Below are 21,789 nucleotides of genomic sequence, written 5' to 3'. Positions count from 1 at the left end.
TTGTTGATGTAAGCTTTCCATTCTCTGATCTAACCTCGCCGCTGCTTCTGCAACGTCTTTAAGTTCTGAGGACAGCTCTGATGGAACGATCTCACCGAATTTGTAAAAGATCTTGTGCTCCAAGCTCGCCCAAAAATCCATTGCAACCGTTCGAATTTGAATTTCGACGGCGACGTGTTCAATTCGGTCAGACATGTATACAGGCACTTCCACAATCAGATGCAAGCTCCGGTAGCCATTCGGCTTTGGCGTTTGCAAGTAATCTTTCACATCCAGAATACGAATATCCTCATGCGTCTCTAGCATGTGTTGAATTGCATATATATCCTTTTGAAAAGAACAACTAATGCGAATTCCTGCAATATCTTTAATATGTTCTCGAATGTCTTCCATGTTCATTGGAATTCTTTTTCGCTGGACTTTTTGAAGAATACTTTCAGGAGATTTCAACCTTGATGAAACGTGTTCGATCGGATTGTATTCATGAACGTATTGAAATTCTTCTTGTAAGATGCCCACCTTCGTATTCATTTCATCTAACGCAAACTTGTACGTCATTAAAAACCTCGTCAGTTGATTCTTCATCATTTTCAAACGTGCTGGATCAATAGGAATTGAAGTGTGCTTTCTTTCCATTTTCGTCCCTCCTCGTTACAGCATATCCAACTCATACACAGACTTCAAGAAAAGCCATTGACGCGCACTCCCGATCCCCGCAAACTAAGTGGAAAGGAGGACTTATCTTGGCGCGACTTTTCCAAAAAATCATTCGATTTATTTTCGCAGCCTTCGGTATTACTTTTTTTGCTGGCATTGGTTATCTCTTTTACTGTTTGTTATGACTGATACGATGCATGCTTATTTATACTTTGGAGCGTACGTATTGATCGTTATTTGGACGTTCCTTGCTGTTTTTGATATCTTTACTAGAAAAGTCCGAGGGAGCAGTCTTGGCATAGGTTTGTGTTTGATCCTCCTCACACTCGGAGTCGTACAGTTCCAATCTTATCAAGAATCTCAGCTAGAAACGATCACTGAGGCGGATGTTGAGATTGATCACTACATCCCTTATACGAACGACAATACGTTAGCCACTCTCGATAAAGAAGCATCAATCCAGTTTGACGATGATCTTCCTGTACTAGACGGTGCGACGGCTCTTTATCCCATCTATGCAGCTTTTGCAGAAGCTGTTTACCCAGAGGTACGTATAACCCTGACCGAAGTGCCGTTCGAAGAACGCAAACCGACAACGCCTTTACAGCGCTCCTACACGAAGAGGTGGATATAATTTTTGCACCAGCACCTTCTAGCAATCAACGAGCAGAAGCTGAAGACCTTAGTGTAGAATTTGAGCTTACCCCATTAGGTAGAGAAGCTTTTGTTTTCTTTGTAAACGAAACGAACCCTATCCAGTCCCTCACTCATGAACAGTTACGATCGATTTATACGGGACAGGTGACCGACTGGGCTGAGGTAGGCAGTGAATCTGGCACGATTCAAGCTTTCCAAAGGCCGGAAGGCAGCGGTAGCCAAACCGCTTTACAACAATTCATCGGTGAAGCGGAACTAATGGATCCTCCTGCCGAGGATCGTGTAGCGGGTATGGGTGGCATCATAACCGAAACGGCTGATTACAGAAACCACCCCCAAGCAATTGGTTATTCCTTTCGATTCTTTGCCACAGAAATGAATGATACTGACGGGATTCGATTATTAGCGATCGATGGTGTGGAACCAACACGAGAAAATATCGCAAACGATACGTATCCCCTCTCATCCGAATTCTATGCCATTACTCGCGTTGGGGAAGATGACGAGAATGTGGCTACACTGGTCGAATGGATGATCGGACCCGAAGGCCAAACGATCGTTGAAAGAACGGGTTATGTAGCAAACGAGTAACCGTCGATCTATTAAGACAGCACTCACACACTTTCAAAAGGAGCTAACCTACGGTTAGCTCCTCAATGCTCTAGTATTCTAATTCAAAATCCTTAACATACGCCTGCGGGGTCATGACCGCTTTGCCATCGAAGTGATCCAATGGCTTACCTTCTTTCACCCGATTTGGCGTATCTGGATTCGCTAATGCTTGGCGAGCGATAGCAATATAGTCGGCTTCCCCTCGCTTTAATACCCTTGCTGCTTTTTCTGGATCGCCTAAATCTCCGCACGTGATGATCGGTTTGTTCGCATATTGTTTCGCCGCTTGCGCCATCGTTTTCGTTCCTTCACCAAAACCAGGAGCAGACGCATCGATATCCGAGATGTGGATGTAGTCAACGCTCGTCTTCCCGAGTGCAGAGAAAATGATCCGTGCATCACTTTCTCCTCCTGGCCATACATACGACCCGTTCGTCGCTTTCAACTGTGAAATGCGGATGCCTAGCATCATCTCAGTGCCAACAGCCGCTCGTACTTCTTCAATTAATTCAATGAGCAGACGGACACGATTCTCCACACTGCCGCCATATTCATCGGTACGTTTGTTGCTCACTTCAGAAAGGAATTCATCAAGTAAATACCCATTCGCCCCGTGTAATTCAACGCCGCTAAACCCAGCCTGACTGGCAAGCTTCGCTGACTGTACGAACCCTTGTTTGACTTCTTCAATCTCTTGTTTAGACAATTCTTTGGCTGTTGGGAACGGTCCACTTCCATAATACACTTCCACTTTATCTGCAGGTGGTGAAAACTCAGAAGGAGCAACCGTGACGTCCGTATAATGATTTCCTTGTGTTTGCGCCCCTCCGTGCATTAACTGCGCAATCATGAGCGCGCCGTGACTTTTCACACCTTCTACAATCGGTGCCCAAGCCCTTGCATGTTTCTCTGTCGCTAAACCGCCTTGGTAGCGATACGCTTGACTATGATTTGTATCCGGATAAACACCCTCAGTTATGACCGCAGCAAAGCCACCCTTAGCAAAGCGCTCATAATATTGTTGGACACGTTCATTCGGCGTTCCATCTTCCTCAGAGCTCACACGCGTCATCGGCCCAACGATATATCGGTTTTTTAATATATGATTTCCTATAGATCCTTTTGCAAATAACTCGTTCACAGTTTCACCTAGCTTTCTAAAGTCTCTGTTCATGACATTCCTGTTCTTTTGTCATTTTAAACCTCACGAAATTGTTTCGCTTTGAAAAAGATAAAGAACCAAATGACGAGCCCCACGACTCCAAGACCAAATAACACGAGTTGAATTGGAATCTCGAAAGCAACCATCCCGGTTACAATCCCGTAAGATACCGGGTCAAACCCATTCATGGCTAAAAAGATGATGCTCATGACTCTTCCCATAATGTGTTGATCCGTATTTTCTTGAGCGACAGTAAAGAACGGAATATAGACAAACACCATTGAAAACCCAATAAAAAAGATTAAGATCGTTAACCCCGTTAAGTTCGGAATGAGGCTAAAGATAATAAAGAGCACAAGAGCGGCAAGCAACCCGTATAGGTCATTGCGCCTCTTCGCCTTTTAATTGTATACACGCCGAGAATCATGCTTCCGAGTAACATGCCGATCCCAAGACTTGCCTCCATGAAGCTGAGGTTTAATGGAGAGCCTCCGTGAACATCGACTAAGAGTGGAATGGCAATATGAAGTGCGCCAAAGACAAAGAAGTTAAGCGTAATTAATACGAGCAAACCGACGAGCAAAAATTGCGACCTGCGTACGTATTGCAAACCGTCTTTAAGATCTTGCATTGGGCTTTGCTGTGTGCGCTCTTCCACAGCTGCTTCTTTAATGAGTGGTGGAAAGATGAATATCGCTGAAAAGAACACGAGAATCGTGGCAACGAGAAAGCTTCCGGCCACCGAGTAGGCTTCCATCAACACCCCAGCAAGAATTGGACCGATGATAAATGAAATTTGGTCAGCCCCTTGAAACACGGCATTTGCCCGTTGCAATTGTGATTTAGCAACAATCTTTGGAATGAGCGAAGAGCTTGCCGGACCAAAAAAGGCATCAAGCATGCCAAAGATCCCCGCCAACACTAAAAGAATCGTTAATGTCAGGTTGTCACTTGCAACAAACAGATACAAAAGAAGCAATAAAAACCCTTGCGTCAGGTTCGTAATAAACATGATTGTTGTTTTCTTATATTTATCGGCAAGAACACCGCCAAATACCATCATTAGCAGTCGAGGAATGGTCGCTGCCATCAGCACTAAACCTACGGCTGCAGCCGAGTCCATTTCTGTAACGGCATACCATGATACCGTCGTAAGAAACATACTAAACCCTACTACTGCAAAGACGCCAGCAATAAACATGAGGATAAATGTGCGGTTCCTTGATAGTTTAACTTCTGTCTCCATCATGATTCCTCCTTTACACAGACCGAGCGGTCGGTCTATAATATAATCGATAAAAGAACTTTCGTCAAGGAGGAATTTCACTTGAAAGAGCAATCCATCATTGAAGCCGCAAAGCAGCTGTTCATTGAAAAAGGATACCGAGAAACATCGGTTGCCGATATTGTTCGAGCATCAGAAAGTAGTAAAGGGAATCTTTATCATCATTTCAAAAACAAAGAAGCTTTATTCCTAAAGATTATTGAAGAAGACGATGATCACTGGTTACATGGATGGTCTCTTAAAAGTCATGAATTCAACAACGCAAGAGAGAAATTCATCGGACTCGCCACATATAGTGCGACCCGGCAGACGTATCATCCAATGAGAAGTGCTGTTGCTGAATTTTATGCCTTGGAAAGTCATTACTCACCAGAGATTAAAGCCAAAATCAAAGAAATTGACGACCGTTACACCGAATGCTTTATGGACATTATTCAAGAGGGGAATGATCAAGAAGAGTGGAGTGTAGGCAATTCGTGGGAAGTGAGTGAAATTGCAAGCGCTCTTTCTGTCGGCATGGACATGCTGTATGGTGATTATCCAATTGACGAACGAAAACGACGCTACGTAAAATCCGCGGAAATTTTCCTAGATGGACTGAACTAAACATTTTCCTAATAAGCACAATTAGTTGTTGCTTTCCAATATAGGCGGATGGTTGTACTCCAGAGCATAAGGGCAACATCGGTGGTCAAAATACAGCACCGTGTTTTCTTGACACTCCAGAGCATAAGGGCGACGCGGTTCACGTTTCTGCTACTGGCTACGGTGTGTGGAAAGATGTCCAAATGCCCCATATATTCATTTATGTGACACTTGGGAAAGAAAAATCATCATTTATAATGTGGATCCGCACATAAACGGAGTCAACGGTCACAAAACGTGATATATGTGACCGTTGAGTGCCGAAAGTGGCCAGTTTGAGGGCTCGATTGTCACATACGTGACAGGTCATCACTTGCTTGCTCCAGGTGGTGACTATCGGTCACGTCTTTTTACCCTTCGGCCAACGTTTTCTGTGTTGCCCCGCAACCTTTGCAGTGACGAACAACAATCGGAAACGAAGTAGTCGAAGTGAAATGAACTTCAACAGACGATAAGGAGGCGTTTGCCCGTAAAGACCGATCTCTTTCATCGGATTCAATGAATTTATTTCGTTTAAGAACCAATGGTAAGCTTGGTAAAGTGGAAGCTATGCTCGAGTTGAGGAACATCGCAGGAAAAGCGGTATATTCTCATAAACTAGGGAACAGATTGTGCGAACACGAGAACAGATCATAAGCTCATGTGTACATCCCTGCCCCGAAGTACCCACAAGTTGTCGGCGCGAGCCGCGCCGAACCGAGTCCGACTTAGTTTCGGCCCTGCTAGGGCCGACAAATTGCTCGCTTATTGGCGCCCAGCAACTCGCTGCCCCTTCCCCCAACGTCCAACAGCCTAATCAGGAAACTCTTACGATCATTCTATATAGATGGACTCTCATAATAAAAAACTAGCCGGAGAAGGCTAGTTTTATTGAGGTTTTGATTTCGGGCACCACACAAGCGATTTAGTATCGTTTTAACTATACTTTAGTTCACTTCCATGGAAGCAATGACGGGCGGGTCAACTGCCATCTCCCCTGTTGTTTCCGATTGAGCGATTTCTTCGACAACGTCCATTCCGTCAACGACTTCTCCAAAGGCGGCGTAATCCCCGTCTAAAGATGCATGCTCCCCGAGCATAATGAAGAATTGGGATGATGCTGAATTGGGATCTCCTTGAACTCTAGCCATGGAGAGCACACCTTCTTGGTGATCTAACGGATTTTCAAATTCATTACTTGCGAACTCACCGGTGATGGTTTCAGGAGAGCCCCCCATTCCAGTGCCGTCAGGGTCACCGCCTTGGACCATAAACCCTGGAACAATACGGTGAAACGTAAGTCCATCATAAAAACCATCTTCGATAAGAGAGACGAAATTGTCTACAGTTTCGGGCGCATTGTTCGGATACAAGTGCATCTCGACTTCCCCGCCTGTTTCCATCGTCATCGTCACTTCAACCGCATCATTACGGTCAACCCCGTCTTCAGAAACTTCCCCTTCTGTGCTACACCCAACGAGAAGTACAGTTAAGCCTAACAACAAACCAATTCTTTTCATCTGTATTTTCACCCTCATCTGTTAAACGTTCGACCATTCTATTCTAGCAGAATTCTGCTAGAATAGACGGGAGGTGACCAGATGTTACGAAAATTATTCGTGCTAATGATACTCGTATCATTAGCGCTTGTTGCATTATTATATGGAGAAGAACTTGCTCTTTGGATTGACCAAGAAGGTACCGAGTCAATATTCATCACCGCAGCAATTGCTACATTGCTCTCGCTTTTCCCAATTATTCCTTATCCGATTATCGGGGGTATTTTAGGTGCGATTTACGGCTCTGTTCTCGGAAGTTTCGTTACATGGGTCGGCTCTGCAGCCGCTTCAATAATTATGTTTATGTTCGTCCGCTACGGCTATCAAGATTGGGGAGAACGCGTGCTCAATCGGTATGCTACGTTGGCGCGTATCAACGGCTTATTTGAACGGAATTCCTTTATGACGATCTTTTTGACACGGTTAATTCCGATCGTGCCGTCAATTATTGTAAACATATATAGCGCGCTTAGCCGCGTTGGGTTTTGGAGTTATGCCATTGCCTCTTCACTCGGCAAAATTCCATCAATGATTTTATTTGCGACGGTCGGGAGTACGATCGTACATAACCCTCTCGGCTTAGTTTATGTTGCCGTTTTTTACGGTTTGTTTTTACTCGTCGTGTACAGTTGCTATCGCTTATGGGTTCGTTATACGTTAAACAAATAAACACGACGTTTGGCTGAGCGCATTGCGAAATAGAGTACACCTCCGCTAAAGGCACCCATCACATTCAAAATAAGATCATCGACGTCAGCAACTCGATACGTGAGCAAAAACTGCATCACTTCGATCCACAAGGATACAAAAAAACCTACGAGGACAATGCGCAGGATCGTACGCACCTGTCTGAATAATAACGGCAGAAAAAAACCAAGCGGCATAAACATAATGATATTTCCAATGAGAATACGGACAGGCGCTACCCATTCAGGACTAAAAACAGCAATCCGGTAAATGCTCCTCACTGGAGTGAGATTATAATTTCTTCCCCCAGGACCTTCAGGCCCGAGGGACGCCCCGTGATTCCAAGCAAAAAACGTCACGTATACCAACGCGCCCATATAGAGCGTGAACAATACCCAGTACCAGGTCCTCACAAAATCTCCCCCAGGACATGCATTTCTATTACTGTATGCACACACCAAATGAGCAATGACTTCTAGCAATGCCGTTAGTAACACTACGTAAGAAAGAGAAAATCCTTTTCTCGTTCACACGGGCTAGCGGCACCGAAATTTGTGAGGGAAGGTTTTCTCTCGTTTGATCGCGTATAAAACGAAAATCATGCCATTGAACTTTGATATGGTAGGATTTCCCAACGGACCACACGCAGCCGGCACCTCTCAGTGGAACACTCATCGAATTGGCCCGCCAAGTATGGTAAGCAACCTCCTCTATATCTCGATCTTGGTTAGTTCATACAAGCATAACGAAGGGGGGGGGCGACTCAAACATCATACGGTTCTAATTCCATAGACACCTTTTTGAAGTCACATGCCCACCGATTGGAAGCAGAAAGTAGTCAAACAAACATGACCGCACGTTCGGACGGTACAATCTCCATTCATCGACCAGCACAAAGCGGCCTATGATCGTATCTGTTTTTTTATCCCATCTATTTAAAAAAAACGGTTCCCTCACCTAGGTAAGAGAGGTCACTGAAAAAAACGTCTCTCTGAGTTACTTGCTAAAGTAGACCACCGAGTCCAACTGATGGGGGGGTTCCTACTAAAAGATGTTCCTAATTGATGAAAATCAAGCTAAACATCGTTATACGTATTTTTAATTTCCCTTTTTCAGTGAACATAGGTAACACAGTAGAGAGCAACCACCCAGCGCCCAACATGAACACATGGAGCTCGGCACACTCTAAAAAAAGGTTGATGAGAAGTGATCTTCTCATCAACCTTTGCTCGTTTAGGAAATTTCTCCTCGTTTCCAGCGTTCACGTACTAGATAGAGTGCAGGTACAACAAACAACGTTAATATGGCGGAGAATAGCGCGCCTGAAACGATGGTAATCCCTAACGGTTGGAACAATGTGCTGTTACCAAGGGCGACAGGCATTAGACCGGCAATTGTTGTAAGGGACGTGAGCACGACCGGGCGGAAACGCTGCTCTGCAGCGAGCGTAACTGCTTCTTTGGCACCGAGCCCTTCTTTTCGTCTCTGTTCAATGAATTCGATAAGCACAATTCCGTTTCGGACGACGATACCGGCCAAGCTCACACCACCCATAAGTGACATGAAGCCAAGTCCTGTTTGAGTGATAAATAAACCAATCATTGCGCCGGAAAACGCTAAATACACAGCGCTTAATATGATAAACGGAATGGAAAGCGAATAAAATTGAATTGCCATCACAATTAAAATGAGGAACACAACAACGATAAAGATTAGACCGATTTGGATGAACACATCCGTTCTCTCCGCTGTCTCCCCTCCGATCGTGATGGATGTGTCGTCATCTTCTAACGCTAACAGATCGTCTTCGACTTCAGCGATAATATCGTCAGCGCTCCGTTCACCAGGGAAAGCCCGTACCGTTACGATACGATTGCCATCTGAATGCGGAATGCGCGGCGTAACTTCTGCTTCTTCAATCGTGACGATATCTGAAAGAACAACGGACTCTTCTATACCTTCTAAGGTAACTTCATCAAGCAAGTCAACTTCATTGCCATCATAAGCGACACGCCAATCGAGTAGTTCCCCGTCAACGTCAAACTCTCCCAGAGGGACACCTTCTCCAATTGCAGCAAGTGCATCACTAATTTCACTACTTGAGAAGTTGTTTTCCTCCATTACATCTCGGTCGAGCTGCATTTGATACGATTCAACAGCTGTTCCAATATCATCATCTACATTCAGCACACCTTCGGTGTTTGCGAGAATTTCTTGCGCTTCTCCACTCTTATCAAGTAGTGCATCAATGGATTCTCCTTGAATTTCAATAGCAATTGGCGCTCCTACTGGAGGACCTGATTCAATGATCGACACTTCATACGACTCAAGATCGCCAAAAGCTTCTGGTAGCTCTTCGCTCCATTGATTCATCGCGTCTCGCGCATCAATCATGTCTTTATCAATATAGATGAGGAAGTTTGCGAGATTCTCACTTTCCTCACTCCCACCATCTGATGAAAATAGATCAGGGATGGCCGTACCTGTAAATGTAGATACCGAACGTACAAACGGCTCCTCATTAACCCAGTCAGCAATCTCCTCTGAATAGGCTTCTGTTTCTTGCAGCGGTGTCCCATCCGGGAGCGTAGCTTCAATGAACACTTCTTCGCGGTCAGAATCAGGGAAGAATTCCAACGGAATAAATGGAATGAGCGCAAATGCCGCGGTTCCTAACCCTAACCCGATAAAGGAGACGACAAATGGGCGTCTGACGATGCGCCGTATTAATTTCTCACTGTATACTTTCCCTGAACGCTCGAACAATGAGCCTAAAAGCCCAGGAGGCTTTTCATTAACGGACGATTTTCTGCGTTTCTCTTTCCAAGTTCGGTAAATCGGAATCAGAAACAAGCTAACGACTGTAGAAGCGATGATTGCACTGATGAGTACGACGGGGAGCGGTCGGATGAACTCCCCTGCGCCGCCTGGCAACAGCAGGATCGGGAAAAATGTAAACACGACGACAATCGTCGAGGTGACTACCGACCAGAATACTTCTTTCGTTCCTTTGTACGCAGCTTCTTTCGGGCTTTTTCCGTTTCGAAGCTGACGTTCGATGTTGTCGTTCACAACAATCCCGTCATCAACAAGTATGGCCAGCACGATGATATAAGCGATTAATGAAATTTGGTTCAACCCAATGTCAAAAAATGGAATGGCGATCGACCCAATGCTTAGCGATACCGGGATGGCAATTGCGACACTAATCGCGGAACCGATACGTAAGCCTAATGAACAAACGATCAGAACGGCAACAACCGCAATCGCAAAAGACAAGGCCAAGTCTGCAAATAAGTCCGATACGAGATCATCTTGTGTGTATAGCAATTCTGCTTCTGCGGATTCTGGCAATGATTCATTAAGTTCTGCAACAATGTCATCGAGCTGTAATTGCGCCGTTGGCACACTGCTCCCAGGGCCGAACGTAAACGTCAATGCTAAAGACTGATCGCCGTCATAAGTCACTGCTTGTTCACGCGCTTTGAAACTGACGTCCATCGTCGCGACATCTTCTAGTAGAATCGTGTCCCCGTCTTCATTCACGCCGACAGGCAATTCATTAAACTCATCTATAGATGAATAGTTGCTCACGTCTACTGGGTAGATATAATTATCGTCTTCCCACTCTCCAACAGGCGCGAGGTCTTCTTCTCCGTTCAATACGCCAATGATCTGTTCATAAGTAAGATCATTGTCTTCCATTAAAGCAGCATCAAGACTAACGAGCACCTCTCTGTCTAAACCACCTTGCACATCGAGTTCTAATAAGTCGGGGGCATTTCCAACTTTTTCTGCATAGTCATCGAGTATTTCTTGAATGGCAGGAAGTGCGTCATCATCGTTATATTTCACATGGTATGTAGCAAGCCCTTGATCACCGGATGTAGTCGTAAATTCAGGCGTATTGCTATCGTCTGGAAATGAGGAGGCGAGGCCATTTACTTGCTGGTTAATTTCATTCCAAATGACGGCGGAATCGTCAATGGATTCATCCAGTTCAATTGTAATGAGTGATAAGCCTGGAGCAGATACCGATTCATATGATTCTATTTCCTCATATTGAGTTAAAGCATCCTCAATAGGGTTGGTCACTTGTTGTTCAATTTCTTCTGCTGAAGACCCAGGATATATCGTCGTCACTTGCGCAATCGGAGGCGAGAATTCCGGAATTTCACGTTGTGGCATTTGTGAAAAACTGATCGCCCCAATGATCGTCAACATAATAAAAAACAACACGGTAATCTTCGGTCTAGTTATGAGCCATTTCATCATGTTCCTCTTTTCTATGCAATCTTCTTGATGAAATATACCCTTAACTATGCCGTATTAAAACATTTTATCGTTCATTGTCATTTTCCATAAATACTGAATCATTCCTCTTTTAACACCCGATACACAAAGCCATCCTCTCGGTCTAAATGTTGCTCCGCTTCTGTTTCTGATACATTCAACAGCTCCATGACAATGCAATTTTCGGTCTTTGGCCGGAAAGTTGAAACAATTGCTCTGCCCGCTCTTCACTACAGTCGGTTGCGAACTGTATCATCCGTTTGGAACGGCTCACAAGTTTCTTATTTAACGGTTTAACATCGACCATTAGATTTCGATACACTTTTCCGAGCTGAATCATCGTCGTCGTCGTAATCATATTCAACACGAGCTTCTGTGCGGTTCCTGCTTTCATGCGTGTTGAGCCCATAACAATTTCAGGGCCTACTTCAATGCTGAGCTCGTGTTTAGCATAAGCATGGAGCGGTGCGTGGTGATTACACGTAAATGATACCGTAACCGCACCTAGCTCTTTTGCCGCTTTAAGTGCCCCGATAACATAAGGGGCTTTCCCACTTGCTGTAATGGCGATTACCACATCTGTTTCTTTAACACCTCGTTCGAGAAGATCGTCTCTGCCTAGTTCTTCATTATCTTCCGTTCCTTCAACAGCTTCAAATATTGCTTGGTCTCCACCAGCAATAACGGCTTGAACTAGCTCTCGTTCCGTGCCATACGTTGGAGGAATTTCTGACGCATCCAATACACCAATTCTTCCGCTCGTTCCAGCACCGACGTAAAACAAGCGCCCGCCTTTTTGCAAAGCGCGCACCGCATCTTGTACAATCCCTTCAATCACATCAATGTGATTGGATATGATCGATGCCACTTGTTGATCTTCTGCATTAATCGCACGAAGTATATCTCCAGTCGTTTGTCGATCGATGTGAGCGGACCGCTGATTCCTTGATTCTGTCACGCTTTCAAAAGATTCTCCCATGGCATATGCTCCAACTATTGAATTCTGAAACTTTTAATCATTTTAATATTTTAATAAAGTGTTGTCAATTTAAAATTATATTTTAAAGCGTAGTAACAAAAAAAGATCGGCACATACCGATCTTTTTCTAAGAAAATAAAATTAAGTTTAGCGCTGATATGAGGACTAAAAACATCGCCAATTTGCGTATCACTTCGTTGTTCACCTTCGCAAATAACCTTAAACCAATAAATGTCCCAATCATTACCGCCAACGTACCCGCAATAAATAAACCGATGAAAGAAGATTGAAAGTCACCGTTTATTGCGTGCAATACGATGGAAAACAAACAAACGATAAGGGTAACAAACTGGACGTTTACTAAGTACTTGTATTTATCTGTCGCAAATACCATGAGAAAGTAGAATACGAAAAACGGTCCACCAACGCCGAAAAGCCCTCCAATAAATCCGCCCAATAACCCAAGCATAATCGCAATCCACAACGTCGGCTCTTTCTTTTCTGGCTTCATGACAGATTGAAACAAAAGATAGCCAACCATTAAAATGAGAAAAATTCCGAGCCACGTCTTCAAAATATCTAAATCACCGTATCTCGACAGAATGAAGAACGCAGCAATCCGGCCTAAAAGTGCAAAAATTAAAATTGCTCGTACTTTTTTCCACTCAATATGCTTCGCGTTTTTAATAACAACCGTCACCGCAGCAACGACTAATAAAGATATGACGAGCAACGTGCTTTCCTTAATTGTTAAAAATAAGGGTAAAACGCCCATTGCGACAAGTCCTAACCCAAAACCACTAACGCCTTGAACAATCGCACCTAATAGAATAATAGCGAAGACCACAACAAATTCCCACATAACATCCACTCAAATCTACTCTGAATAAATTCATCTTATCATAGATTTTCAGTGTGCGTTTCTAGCGGAAAGTGCGAAGGGAAGGACAATCATGTCCAGGTTTTCACGGGTGTGATTCATGGCACGTTAATTAAAAAACCTCCCAATCACATTTTGGAAGGTTTTTATGAAATATAGATACACAACTTTATAAACGGTAACCTAGTGCAGATTGGGCTATGAATATTCATAAAACCCTTTACCTGATTTACGACCGAGTCGGCCAGCTTTCACGTATTGGACTAAAATCGGGCACGGTCGGTACTTTTCACCGAGTGTTTCATACAAATAATTCATGTTGCGAAGACGACTATCCAGCCCAACGAGGTCAGCAAGCTCCAATGGACCATCGGGTGATTTAAGCCGAGCTTAATTGCTTTATCGATATCCTCGGCAGATGCGACGCCTTCCATATACATGTTCATCGCTTCATTTCCAATGAGGCAGTTCATTCGGCTAGTGACAAAGCCAGGAAATTCACGTACTTCCACCGTCTCTTTGCCGAGTTGTCGCCCAAGCTTTTGTACCCGTTCGACTGTCTCATCCGATGTATCTAGGCCACGTACAATTTCAATTAGTTTCATGCGATGGACTGGATTAAAGAAATGCATCGCTACGACACGATCTGAACGAGTTGTGGCCGCACCAATTTCTGTAGGGCTGAGTGTGGACGTGTTCGTGGCGAGGATGGTTTGCTCATCCGTCAACTCGTCAAGCTCCTTGAATACGTTAACTTTTAGCTCCATCTCTTCCAACACCGCTTCAATAACGATATCAGCCTCTTTCACTGCTCGCTCTAAGTTCGGTTCATAGACGATATTCTTCTCGACGTATACTTTTTGTTCGTCTGTTATAAATTCACGAGTAGCGCTCTTCTCAGCAAGCTCCACATTTGCTGATTTTGCACGAGTAAGAGCTGCTTCATGCACATCATAAATACGCACAGTAAACCCGTGAATCGCTGCAGTATAGCCAATGCTTCGGCCCATCGTACCCGCACCGATGACAGCAATCCGATTCATTACGCTTCCTCCCTCTCGAGCAAGAGCGCCATACCTTGGCCTCCACCTACACAAAGCGTTGCTACCCCGTACTGTTGTTTCTTTCTCATCATTTCAAAGAGCAATGAGATGGTAATGCGTGCACCTGTTGCCCCGAGCGGGTGGCCGAGGGCAATTGCCCCGCCGTTTGGATTCACACGATCCATAGGCAAGTTCAGCTCACGAATGACCGCAAGTGCTTGCGATGCAAAAGCTTCATTTAGTTCCCATACACCAATGTCCTCTGCGCTCATTTGCGTGTTCGCTAATAGTTTCTGCACAGCAGGAACAGGACCTATGCCCATCACTTCAGGGGAAACGCCAGCGGTTGACCAACGTCTAATTGTCGCAAGTGGCTGCAGACCGAGTTGTGCTGCTTTACTTCGCTTCATAAGCATCACAACCGCTGCCCCGTCATTTCGTCCGCATGCATTGCCAGCTGTGACAGACCCACCTTTTTTAAACGCAGGCGACAGGCTCGACAGCTTCTCCAACGTTGTGTCTCGAGGATGCTCATCAACAGCAAACACGAACGTTTTCTTGCGTTCTTTCCCTTCCAGCGGCACAATTTCATCCTTAAAATTTCCAGCGTCAATTGCCGCTCGTGCACGTCGTTGACTTTCTAGCGCAAACGCATCTTGATCTTCACGAGAAATTGCATATCGTTCAGCAACGTTTTCTGCTGTCATTCCCATTCCTAAGTTCTCCCCGTAGGTTTCCTGAGGCTGTTGCCCGGCTTCTAGGTTGGAATCGACGAGTTTCGGATTCCCTTCACCGTAACGCGAATTCCGAAGGTAGATCGGCGCTTGGCTTAAGTTTTCAGTCCCACCGGCAATGACGACTTGTGCTGTTTCAGACTGGATCTGTTGAACACCTGACGTAATCGCTTGAATGCCCGACGCACAGAGACGATTGACCGTAAATGCAGGGGTCTCTTCAGGTAACCCTGCGCGCAGCGCTGCAACACGAGCCACATTGGAAGATTCTGTTGTGGAACGAACTTCTCCTAATATGACTTCATCTACACTCGACTGTTCAATACCTGAACGTTTGATGACGCTTTCAATAACCTTTGAGGCTAATACACCGCTGTTCATATGTTTAAGACTTCCGCCCGCTCGTCCAACGGCTGTTCTGACTGCGCTTACAATCACTACGTCGTTTTCGCTTTTCATATAACAACACTCCTCTCTCGAGTAAATAAATGCAAACATTGTGCCAATGAAACGCGAGGAACATGCTCGTTTAGAACAATGAACCGATTTACTCTTGCATTATCGATTCATTTTTGAATTGAATGTTGTATTTTTGCAACTTGCGAACGACTGTCGCTTGGCTCGTGCCGAGCCGTTCTGCTAAACGATACGTATTCTGGGTTTCCATCGAAGCTGCAACGAGTAATTCTCGTTCTGCACTGTCTCTCGCCTCTTCTAACGTCGCAGGTAAATGCCGTTTTTTCATCCCTGCAATTAAATCATCTGGCAAATCGGCAATCGTAACGAACGAATCGTGAGTCGTAACGACAAGCCGCTCGACGACGTTGGAAAGTTCACGCACATTTCCCCGCCAGTCATGCTTATAAAAGAAATCCAACACTTCACTTGAAAGTTGTTTTTCAACGTCATATTTCTCATTAAATCGATCAAGAAAAAGTTGAGCTAGAGCAAAGATTTCGTCTTTTCTTTCGCGGATTGGTGGTATTCGAATGGGAATGACATGAATTCGGTAGTATAGATCCTCTCGAAACCGCCCGGCTCTGACGAGCGCTTGCAAATCTTGATTCGTCGCACAAATGACACGAACATCAATCGCTTTTGTTTGCTCACTGCCGACTCTTCTTAACTGTTTGTCTTGCAAAACTTGTAAAAGTTTCACTTGAAGGTCGAGTGGCATTTCTCCAATTTCGTCAAGGAACAACGTCCCCCCGTCTGCAAGTTCAAACATGCCTGCTTTGCCATTTTTATTCGCGCCTGAGAACGCACCCGCTTCGTACCCAAACAGCTCTGATTCTAACAGCGTTTCTGGTATGGCACCGCAATTCACTTTAATAAACGATCCAGTATGATTCCTCGGGCTCTCTTGATGAACGAAACTTGCAAATACATCTTTGCCAACCCCTGTTTCACCAAGAATGAGTATGGACGCATCAACATTCGCCAAGCGTGCACCGGTTTCATAAATGCTTTGCATCGCTTCGTTCTTACAAACCATACCTTTTTTTTCTCCTTGCCTGACTCGCTCCAATTCTGCTCGATAAAGCGTATTCAATTCTCTTACTTCACGCATTTCATCACTAATTCTCCGCAAATCACTCATATCACGAATGATCGTAATAACCTTCTCCACTTCACCATTTTGGTTCATGACTGGACTACCCGTCATCATAATTTCTCGATTCCCTCTGCCACGTTCATGAACCGTCACTGGACGTTTCTCCTCAACGACACGAAATGTAACCGGCCTTGAAAGAATACCTCTGTCTTTGAGTTCTGTTACATTTTTCCCGATAAAATAATGTTTCGGAATCTTCGTAATCCGTTCAACAGCGCTGTTTACCGACAATGTTAAGCCGTTTGTATCGGTAATATAAATGCCATCATAAGCGCTTTCTAATACACTGTCCATTTCACGCCGTAAAGCGTGAACATCAGAATGCGTAATCGGGAAAAAGAAATACAGTTGGCCGTTGTGATCGTCGGCTTCGGTTTCGTTTACCTTAACCATTTCCCATCGTTCATAAATCAATCGTTCTTCCCCTCGACCGAGCACTTCCTCCAAACGGTTACGATGTGCCAGCAGCTCCTCGGCAGCATCATTCCACGAATCAATACGTTTATCTTTTACTCTCACGACTGGAATGATTAGTTTATCAATCGATGCGTCCATACGAACACCGCTTTCTACTTTGTAGAGTTGTTTCTATTATACATCTCTTAAACGACGATTGACTGTATGAACTTTTTCGTTTGCCTTTTTCAAGTCATCCAGAAGCGCTTCTTGATCTTGAATTCGTTGCTTTTGCTTCTCTACTTCCTTTGTCGCCATTTTTTCATACGACGCATAACGATCCGGCATATTCCTTCTCTTTACCAACTGCACAAACAACACGACGAGCATAACAACAATTGCAAGTATAATAAACATCATGAGTAATGCAGCAATAGAATAAATGACGGTTCCCCAAAGAATTCCTTCTTCCATAATCTCCAAACCTCGTCATCCTTTCTTTCTTTCGTTCGATAGCGTCTCCGTTGCGCGAGCAATGTAAGCCGCTGTTATCTCTTCATAAAATGGTTCCAGTGCGTAATAATTCATCGCTTTCCCACTCTCAGATATTTCCCGTTCACTTGTTACAATTTTCGCTTCCTCAAGGCGATTGAGGTGCATGTAGACGAGGGGGCGGCTTAATCCTAATTCTCTTGCCAATTGGCTTACGTACTTGCGGTCTTCATAGAGCAGGGCAACCATTCGTAACCGGTGACGGTTCGCTAATGCCTCAAAGAAAGCGAGCAGTTCATCGCCTGTTCTCTCTTCGCTCATTCTCGCACCTCATGCAGAAGATGATCCAAGTTTCCGATCGCTTGCTGTAGTTTCTTTCTCTCTTCTCCAATTTCTGTCTTCAATACAATTTCTCGTTCGTCTAGTTCTTCAATCGTTTGAGCAACTGCACTTTGTTCGTTGCCCTCATTGTTTGTTTGTTTTCTCATTCGCCTAAGCACGACGATAAGGTAAATGAACAAACCAATAATTGGCAATACGAAAAGAACCTGTACGACAATACCGAAAATATTAAAAGATTCCATCGTATGATTCCTCCTGACTATTTATTTTTTCATATGTAAATAATTTATTACACATGAAAGTTATTGTCAAATTGTCCGTTTCGCGACACAGTATGGACGTTTCGTAACCTCCCGTACGGTTGGCGCCATTTTAACGTCGCTTCAGCACATCACCGTCTGTTTCATGACATGAAACGAACGTCTCCAATCTGAACTACCGTCAATTTGCAAAATCCAGTGTATGGTTAACGTACCAACAAAACAAGGAGTGCATGACCATGATAAACGATTTCTTAGTCTATTTACTTGAAGTGAATCCGCTCGTTCAACACCTCGGAATTCTTCTTCTTGCTATGATTCCATTTTTAGAGACATTCTTTGGAAGCTTTGTGGGTGCCTTTATCGGTGTACCGATTGTTACCGCCGCCATCAGCAGTATGATTGGCAACTGGTTGTCCGTTATGGCGATCATCCTTCCGTTTAATGCGTTGTTCCGTATGCTTAGAGAACGACGCGAAGCGAAAGGAAAAGAAGGGTTTTTCGGCAAACGTGCAAAGAAAGCGCAAGGCTACTACGACAAGTACGGTGTGCCTGGATTAGCACTCATTGCACCGCTCATCGCTTCTGGCCACATCGCCGCATTCATCTCCCTTGCTGCAGGCGCAAGCCGTGGAAAAGTTATTCTTTGGCACACGGTGAGCATCGTTGTATGGGGCGTGCTAGGTGTTGTTGCGGGTTACTTCGGCTACCTTGCCATTCTTCAATAGGGTTCAAAAAACGCTCATCATACGTTCACGTATGATGAGCGTTTTTCGTTTAAACCCGTAATCTTCTCCGTAAGTAAAAGAAGCGATTCACTCGTTGATCAGAGAAATCTCTTTCCTTCATTGTCTGTATTTTTTGTATACTGTAAAGACGAACATATCGTAAGGAGATTGATATGATTACATTTACAAATTTGACAAAAGTTGAAAACGGTCGCTCGATCATTCCTTCAATAAACCTTGAGCTTCCAAAAGGATCGGCAACGGTGATTCATTGTAGTCAAAAGCAAGGGAACCATCTCATTACACTCATCACAAAACAGGACCAACCTTCGAATGGCTCTATATCCGTAGGTGATTTCCCAATCGGTGTGTTCACACAAAACGATACACTTTATGAACGACTTTCCGTTCGCGACAACCTCATGATATTCGCGCAAATGTACGACTCTTCTATAGATATAAAGGCAGTTGTCGGGGATTGGGGACTTTCTGATTATGTGAATGAACCTTATAAAAAATTGCCACACTCTGTAAAACGGCGGGTGCTCATTGCCCGGGCAATAATTCATGAGCCAAAGACGATTATTCTTGAAGATCCTGAATCTGGTGTTGATGACGAAACGAAGCTGATCTTGCGAGCAAACCTCGAAAGCTGGCAACAAAAAGGGATTACGACGCTCGTGACGAGTACATTTTTAGAAGATGCATTGTCAATGGGGGCAGCTGTGTATCGGCTCACACACCGCGCGCTTACGTTTCTTGAAACCGACGGTGAACATACATCATCAGAAACTCCTGAACGAAGCCAGGCTCCGCCACCTTCATTCAAAAAAATTCCTGCTCGATCTGAGGAGAAGCTCATTTTGTTTGATCCTGAGGAAATTGATTACATAGAAAGTATTGACGGCACGTCAATGTTGCACGTCCAAACAGAAACATTTCGCTCGACGTTAACACTGCAAGAATTGGAGTTGCAACTACTCCCCTTTGGCTTTTTTCGAACACATCGGTCGTATCTCGTAAATTTACAACGAGTGCGGGAAGTGATGAAGTGGACGAGAAACAGTTACAGCTTGATTCTTTCTGTGGAAAATACGAGCGTGCCGTTATCACGAGCAAATGTCTCGCCTTTGTATGAGAAGTTGGGCATCCAAACGTGAACCATTCACCTGTCTATTTGCATCACTGGCAAGATCAACGTCACCACTCGTCGCTCAAATGATGCGATCTCTTCTACCATTTCATACACTTGAAACATGGAAGGAGGGACGACACTAAAGTCATGAGCCGGTGTGTACACACCCTCATTGAACGGAGAGAATTCGAACATGGACTTATCCATTAAAAGAATACGATATTTATTTATAAAAGATGTGAAAGATCACCTTAAACATCCACTCATCGTCATGTTGTTAATCATGCCTGTTTTTCTTGCGGTGCTGTATACGTTAATGTCTGACCCGAGTCAACCGAGAGAGAACTTTGAACTCGTATCGATGCCGATATTAATGGCGATTTTGTTTCTTTGCGGGACAATGCCGGCAACGTCGATTGCCGAAGAAAAAGAAAAAGGGACATTTCACATGCTTCTCTCATCTCCAACGAATGTAAAGGAGATGCTCATGGCAAAAAGCATCTTGTTTTTTGGTCTCACCGTAATCATTTGTGCCATCTGCTTATTTATTCAAGGGCTCAGCGTTCAGCCACTTCCTTTTGCTCTGTTCTTCCTGCTGTCTTGTGCATTTTATTTGCTACTTTCAACGTCAATTGGACTGTGGTCAACATCTCAAGTCCAATCAACGAGCATTCATTTGCCTGTTGCACTAGGCCTTTTCTTTTTGGCTACATTCGAACCACTCATCGATCAAAGGTGGGTGTCATCCATCAATGCACTCTTCCCGATCAAATACGCTTACGAAGGACTAGGCTTAAGCATCGCTGGAGGGAATGTATCCGATTATTATCTGCCCCTCATCGTATTAAGTGGATGGACCGTCTTCTTTGGTATTGTTCTTTATCTAGTCCACCGTCACAACGAACAGAAAGGATAAAGAGAAATGATGAATATCCATATTCAAGATCTTGTCAAAATATACGACGACCGGCGCGTCCTAAACGATGTGACCCTCACAATTTTAGAAAATCAGACCTTTGCGATTTTAGGAAGGAATGGTGCAGGGAAAACGACGCTCATGGAATGCCTCATCGGACTTACATCTTACGACTCCGGGTCTCTGTCCATTAATGGCAAGCAGGTTTCTTCAATACGAAATTCTGTCGGCGTCCAATTGCAAAACCACGCCATGTTCGAACGCACCACGGTTCAAGAATTATACTCATTGTTTGCTAGCTTTTATTCAAAACCGATATCTCCTGATCACTTACTAGATCTTTTACACTTGGATGCTTTGAAGCATCAGCGCATCCACAAGCTTTCCACAGGTCAAAAACAACGAACAGCGATTGGGTTAGCCCTCATTGGCGACCCAAAAGTGATTTTGCTTGATGAACCGACTGCCGGCTTAGACGTCCAAGTGAGAGAATTGATTTGGGAAGTACTCGCCGATATGAAAGCAAAAGGAAAAACGATCGTGTTTACGACCCACTATATGGAAGAAGCCGAACAATTTAGTGATCAAGTTGCTGTCTTGCACGAAGGAGCTATTCTCGACATAGATACATCGGAGCAACTCATTCGAAAATACGCAAATAAAAACAAACAAACACTTAATGAAGCGTTCAAGAGTCTCACAGGTTCTACAATGCGGACAGGAGTAGATTGAT

The 21,789-nt window shown here is 44.3% G+C and carries 21 protein-coding genes and 3 pseudogenes; 8 read left to right on the top strand and 16 right to left on the bottom strand.

All coding sequences use genetic code 11. The features are described 5' to 3' along the window. Positions 1–108 precede the first annotated feature (108 nt). Positions 109–531: pseudogene (locus JCM19039_RS26180) on the bottom strand (GTP pyrophosphokinase family protein); the annotation flags it as partial. Between the two features lie 352 nt (positions 532–883). On the opposite strand from JCM19039_RS26180, the gene JCM19039_RS21280 reads away from it, so the two are divergent. Both JCM19039_RS21280 and JCM19039_RS21275 read left to right on the top strand, forming a co-directional pair. Beyond that, positions 884–1,291: a hypothetical protein gene (locus tag JCM19039_RS21280; protein WP_152550038.1), complete on the top strand. Its 408-nt coding sequence runs from the start codon at positions 884–886 to the stop codon at positions 1,289–1,291. Next, positions 1,276–1,905, top strand: a pseudogene (locus JCM19039_RS21275) (PstS family phosphate ABC transporter substrate-binding protein); the annotation flags it as partial. The gene JCM19039_RS21280 and the pseudogene JCM19039_RS21275, both read left to right, overlap by 16 nt. A gap of 70 nt (positions 1,906–1,975) precedes the next feature. On the opposite strand, the gene JCM19039_RS01000 reads toward JCM19039_RS21275, so the two are convergent. From JCM19039_RS01000 to JCM19039_RS00995, 3 genes are read right to left on the bottom strand one after another with little or no spacing between them, the layout of a single operon-like run. Then, the gene (locus JCM19039_RS01000) at positions 1,976–3,100 is read right to left on the bottom strand and encodes an NADH:flavin oxidoreductase (protein ID WP_042422995.1); all 1,125 of its coding nucleotides are present in this window, start codon (positions 3,098–3,100) and stop codon (positions 1,976–1,978) included. 23 nt (positions 3,101–3,123) lie between these two features. Then, a complete protein-coding gene (locus JCM19039_RS26985; RefSeq protein WP_307190112.1) occupies positions 3,124–3,444 on the bottom strand; it encodes a hypothetical protein in 321 nt (106 codons plus the stop codon). Next, the gene (locus JCM19039_RS00995) at positions 3,408–4,334 is read right to left on the bottom strand and encodes an MFS transporter (RefSeq protein WP_307190111.1); all 927 of its coding nucleotides are present in this window, start codon (positions 4,332–4,334) and stop codon (positions 3,408–3,410) included. Before JCM19039_RS00995 ends, JCM19039_RS26985 begins: the two co-directional genes overlap by 37 nt. 81 nt (positions 4,335–4,415) lie before the next feature. On the opposite strand from JCM19039_RS00995, the gene JCM19039_RS24895 reads away from it, so the two are divergent. After that, on the top strand, positions 4,416–4,979 hold the full coding sequence (locus JCM19039_RS24895) for a TetR/AcrR family transcriptional regulator (protein WP_042422993.1): 564 nt from the start codon (positions 4,416–4,418) through the stop codon (positions 4,977–4,979). 965 nt (positions 4,980–5,944) lie between these two features. Here the strand turns inward: JCM19039_RS24895 and JCM19039_RS00985 are convergent. After that, positions 5,945–6,517, bottom strand: a complete 573-nt coding sequence (locus tag JCM19039_RS00985) for a peptidylprolyl isomerase (protein WP_042422991.1) — start codon at positions 6,515–6,517, stop codon at positions 5,945–5,947. A gap of 81 nt (positions 6,518–6,598) precedes the next feature. Here JCM19039_RS00985 and JCM19039_RS00980 point away from each other — a divergent pair, with 81 nt between their 5' ends. Continuing rightward, positions 6,599–7,225: a TVP38/TMEM64 family protein gene (locus JCM19039_RS00980; RefSeq protein ID WP_042422989.1), complete on the top strand. Its 627-nt coding sequence runs from the start codon at positions 6,599–6,601 to the stop codon at positions 7,223–7,225. Here JCM19039_RS00980 and JCM19039_RS00975 read toward each other — a convergent pair. From JCM19039_RS00975 to JCM19039_RS00930, 10 genes and pseudogenes are all read right to left on the bottom strand, one after another. Continuing rightward, entirely contained in the window at positions 7,207–7,656 is a 450-nt protein-coding gene (locus JCM19039_RS00975; protein ID WP_052398394.1) for a VanZ family protein, read from the bottom strand. The genes JCM19039_RS00980 and JCM19039_RS00975 overlap by 19 nt on opposite strands. An 820-nt stretch (positions 7,657–8,476) precedes the next feature. Further along, complete coding sequence (locus JCM19039_RS00970; RefSeq protein ID WP_052398393.1) at positions 8,477–11,515, bottom strand: efflux RND transporter permease subunit; 3,039 nt, start codon at positions 11,513–11,515, stop codon at positions 8,477–8,479. Between the two features lie 178 nt (positions 11,516–11,693). Beyond that, positions 11,694–12,515, bottom strand: a complete 822-nt coding sequence (gene murQ / locus JCM19039_RS00965) for an N-acetylmuramic acid 6-phosphate etherase (RefSeq protein ID WP_238544877.1) — start codon at positions 12,513–12,515, stop codon at positions 11,694–11,696. A 127-nt stretch (positions 12,516–12,642) separates the two neighbouring features. Next, complete coding sequence (locus tag JCM19039_RS00960; RefSeq protein ID WP_042423441.1) at positions 12,643–13,377, bottom strand: sulfite exporter TauE/SafE family protein; 735 nt, start codon at positions 13,375–13,377, stop codon at positions 12,643–12,645. A gap of 216 nt (positions 13,378–13,593) precedes the next feature. After that, positions 13,594–14,438: pseudogene (locus JCM19039_RS00955) on the bottom strand (3-hydroxyacyl-CoA dehydrogenase family protein). Beyond that, positions 14,438–15,631 carry a thiolase family protein gene (locus JCM19039_RS00950; RefSeq protein ID WP_042422985.1) on the bottom strand — a complete coding sequence of 398 codons (1,194 nt, stop codon included), beginning with the start codon at positions 15,629–15,631 and terminating at the stop codon, positions 14,438–14,440. Before JCM19039_RS00950 ends, JCM19039_RS00955 begins: the two are co-directional and overlap by 1 nt. A gap of 88 nt (positions 15,632–15,719) precedes the next feature. After that, entirely contained in the window at positions 15,720–17,342 is a 1,623-nt protein-coding gene (locus JCM19039_RS00945; protein ID WP_052398391.1) for a sigma-54-dependent Fis family transcriptional regulator, read from the bottom strand. 36 nt (positions 17,343–17,378) lie between these two features. After that, complete coding sequence (locus JCM19039_RS00940; RefSeq protein ID WP_042422982.1) at positions 17,379–17,666, bottom strand: hypothetical protein; 288 nt, start codon at positions 17,664–17,666, stop codon at positions 17,379–17,381. A 6-nt stretch (positions 17,667–17,672) separates the two neighbouring features. After that, on the bottom strand, positions 17,673–17,996 hold the full coding sequence (locus tag JCM19039_RS00935) for a winged helix-turn-helix domain-containing protein (RefSeq protein WP_042422979.1): 324 nt from the start codon (positions 17,994–17,996) through the stop codon (positions 17,673–17,675). Further along, positions 17,993–18,259, bottom strand: coding sequence for a hypothetical protein (locus JCM19039_RS00930; protein ID WP_042422976.1), 267 nt, complete (start codon positions 18,257–18,259; stop codon positions 17,993–17,995). Before JCM19039_RS00930 ends, JCM19039_RS00935 begins: the two co-directional genes overlap by 4 nt. A 257-nt stretch (positions 18,260–18,516) precedes the next feature. Here JCM19039_RS00930 and JCM19039_RS00925 point away from each other — a divergent pair, with 257 nt between their 5' ends. Then, a complete protein-coding gene (locus JCM19039_RS00925; RefSeq protein WP_052398390.1) occupies positions 18,517–19,005 on the top strand; it encodes a small multi-drug export protein in 489 nt (162 codons plus the stop codon). Positions 19,006–19,178: 173 nt separating this feature from the next. Further along, a complete protein-coding gene (locus tag JCM19039_RS00920; protein WP_052398389.1) occupies positions 19,179–20,165 on the top strand; it encodes a LytTR family transcriptional regulator DNA-binding domain-containing protein in 987 nt (328 codons plus the stop codon). Positions 20,166–20,170: 5 nt separating this feature from the next. Here the strand turns inward: JCM19039_RS00920 and JCM19039_RS24120 are convergent, their stop codons facing one another. Beyond that, positions 20,171–20,335, bottom strand: coding sequence for a hypothetical protein (locus JCM19039_RS24120; RefSeq protein WP_193744106.1), 165 nt, complete (start codon positions 20,333–20,335; stop codon positions 20,171–20,173). On the opposite strand from JCM19039_RS24120, the gene JCM19039_RS00915 reads away from it, so the two are divergent. Both JCM19039_RS00915 and JCM19039_RS00910 read left to right on the top strand, forming a co-directional pair. After that, positions 20,334–21,056 (top strand): ABC transporter permease, encoded by a 723-nt coding sequence (locus tag JCM19039_RS00915; protein ID WP_042422965.1) that lies wholly within the window; start codon positions 20,334–20,336, stop codon positions 21,054–21,056. The genes JCM19039_RS24120 and JCM19039_RS00915 overlap by 2 nt on opposite strands. Positions 21,057–21,062: 6 nt before the next feature. Then, complete coding sequence (locus JCM19039_RS00910; protein WP_052398388.1) at positions 21,063–21,788, top strand: ABC transporter ATP-binding protein; 726 nt, start codon at positions 21,063–21,065, stop codon at positions 21,786–21,788. Position 21,789: the final 1 nt, after the last annotated feature.

It is taken from the genome of Geomicrobium sp. JCM 19039, assembly GCF_000698145.1.
In the GTDB taxonomy this organism is placed as follows: domain Bacteria; phylum Bacillota; class Bacilli; order Bacillales; family Marinococcaceae; genus Geomicrobium_A.
This window is presented reverse-complemented; position numbering and strand designations above follow the sequence as displayed.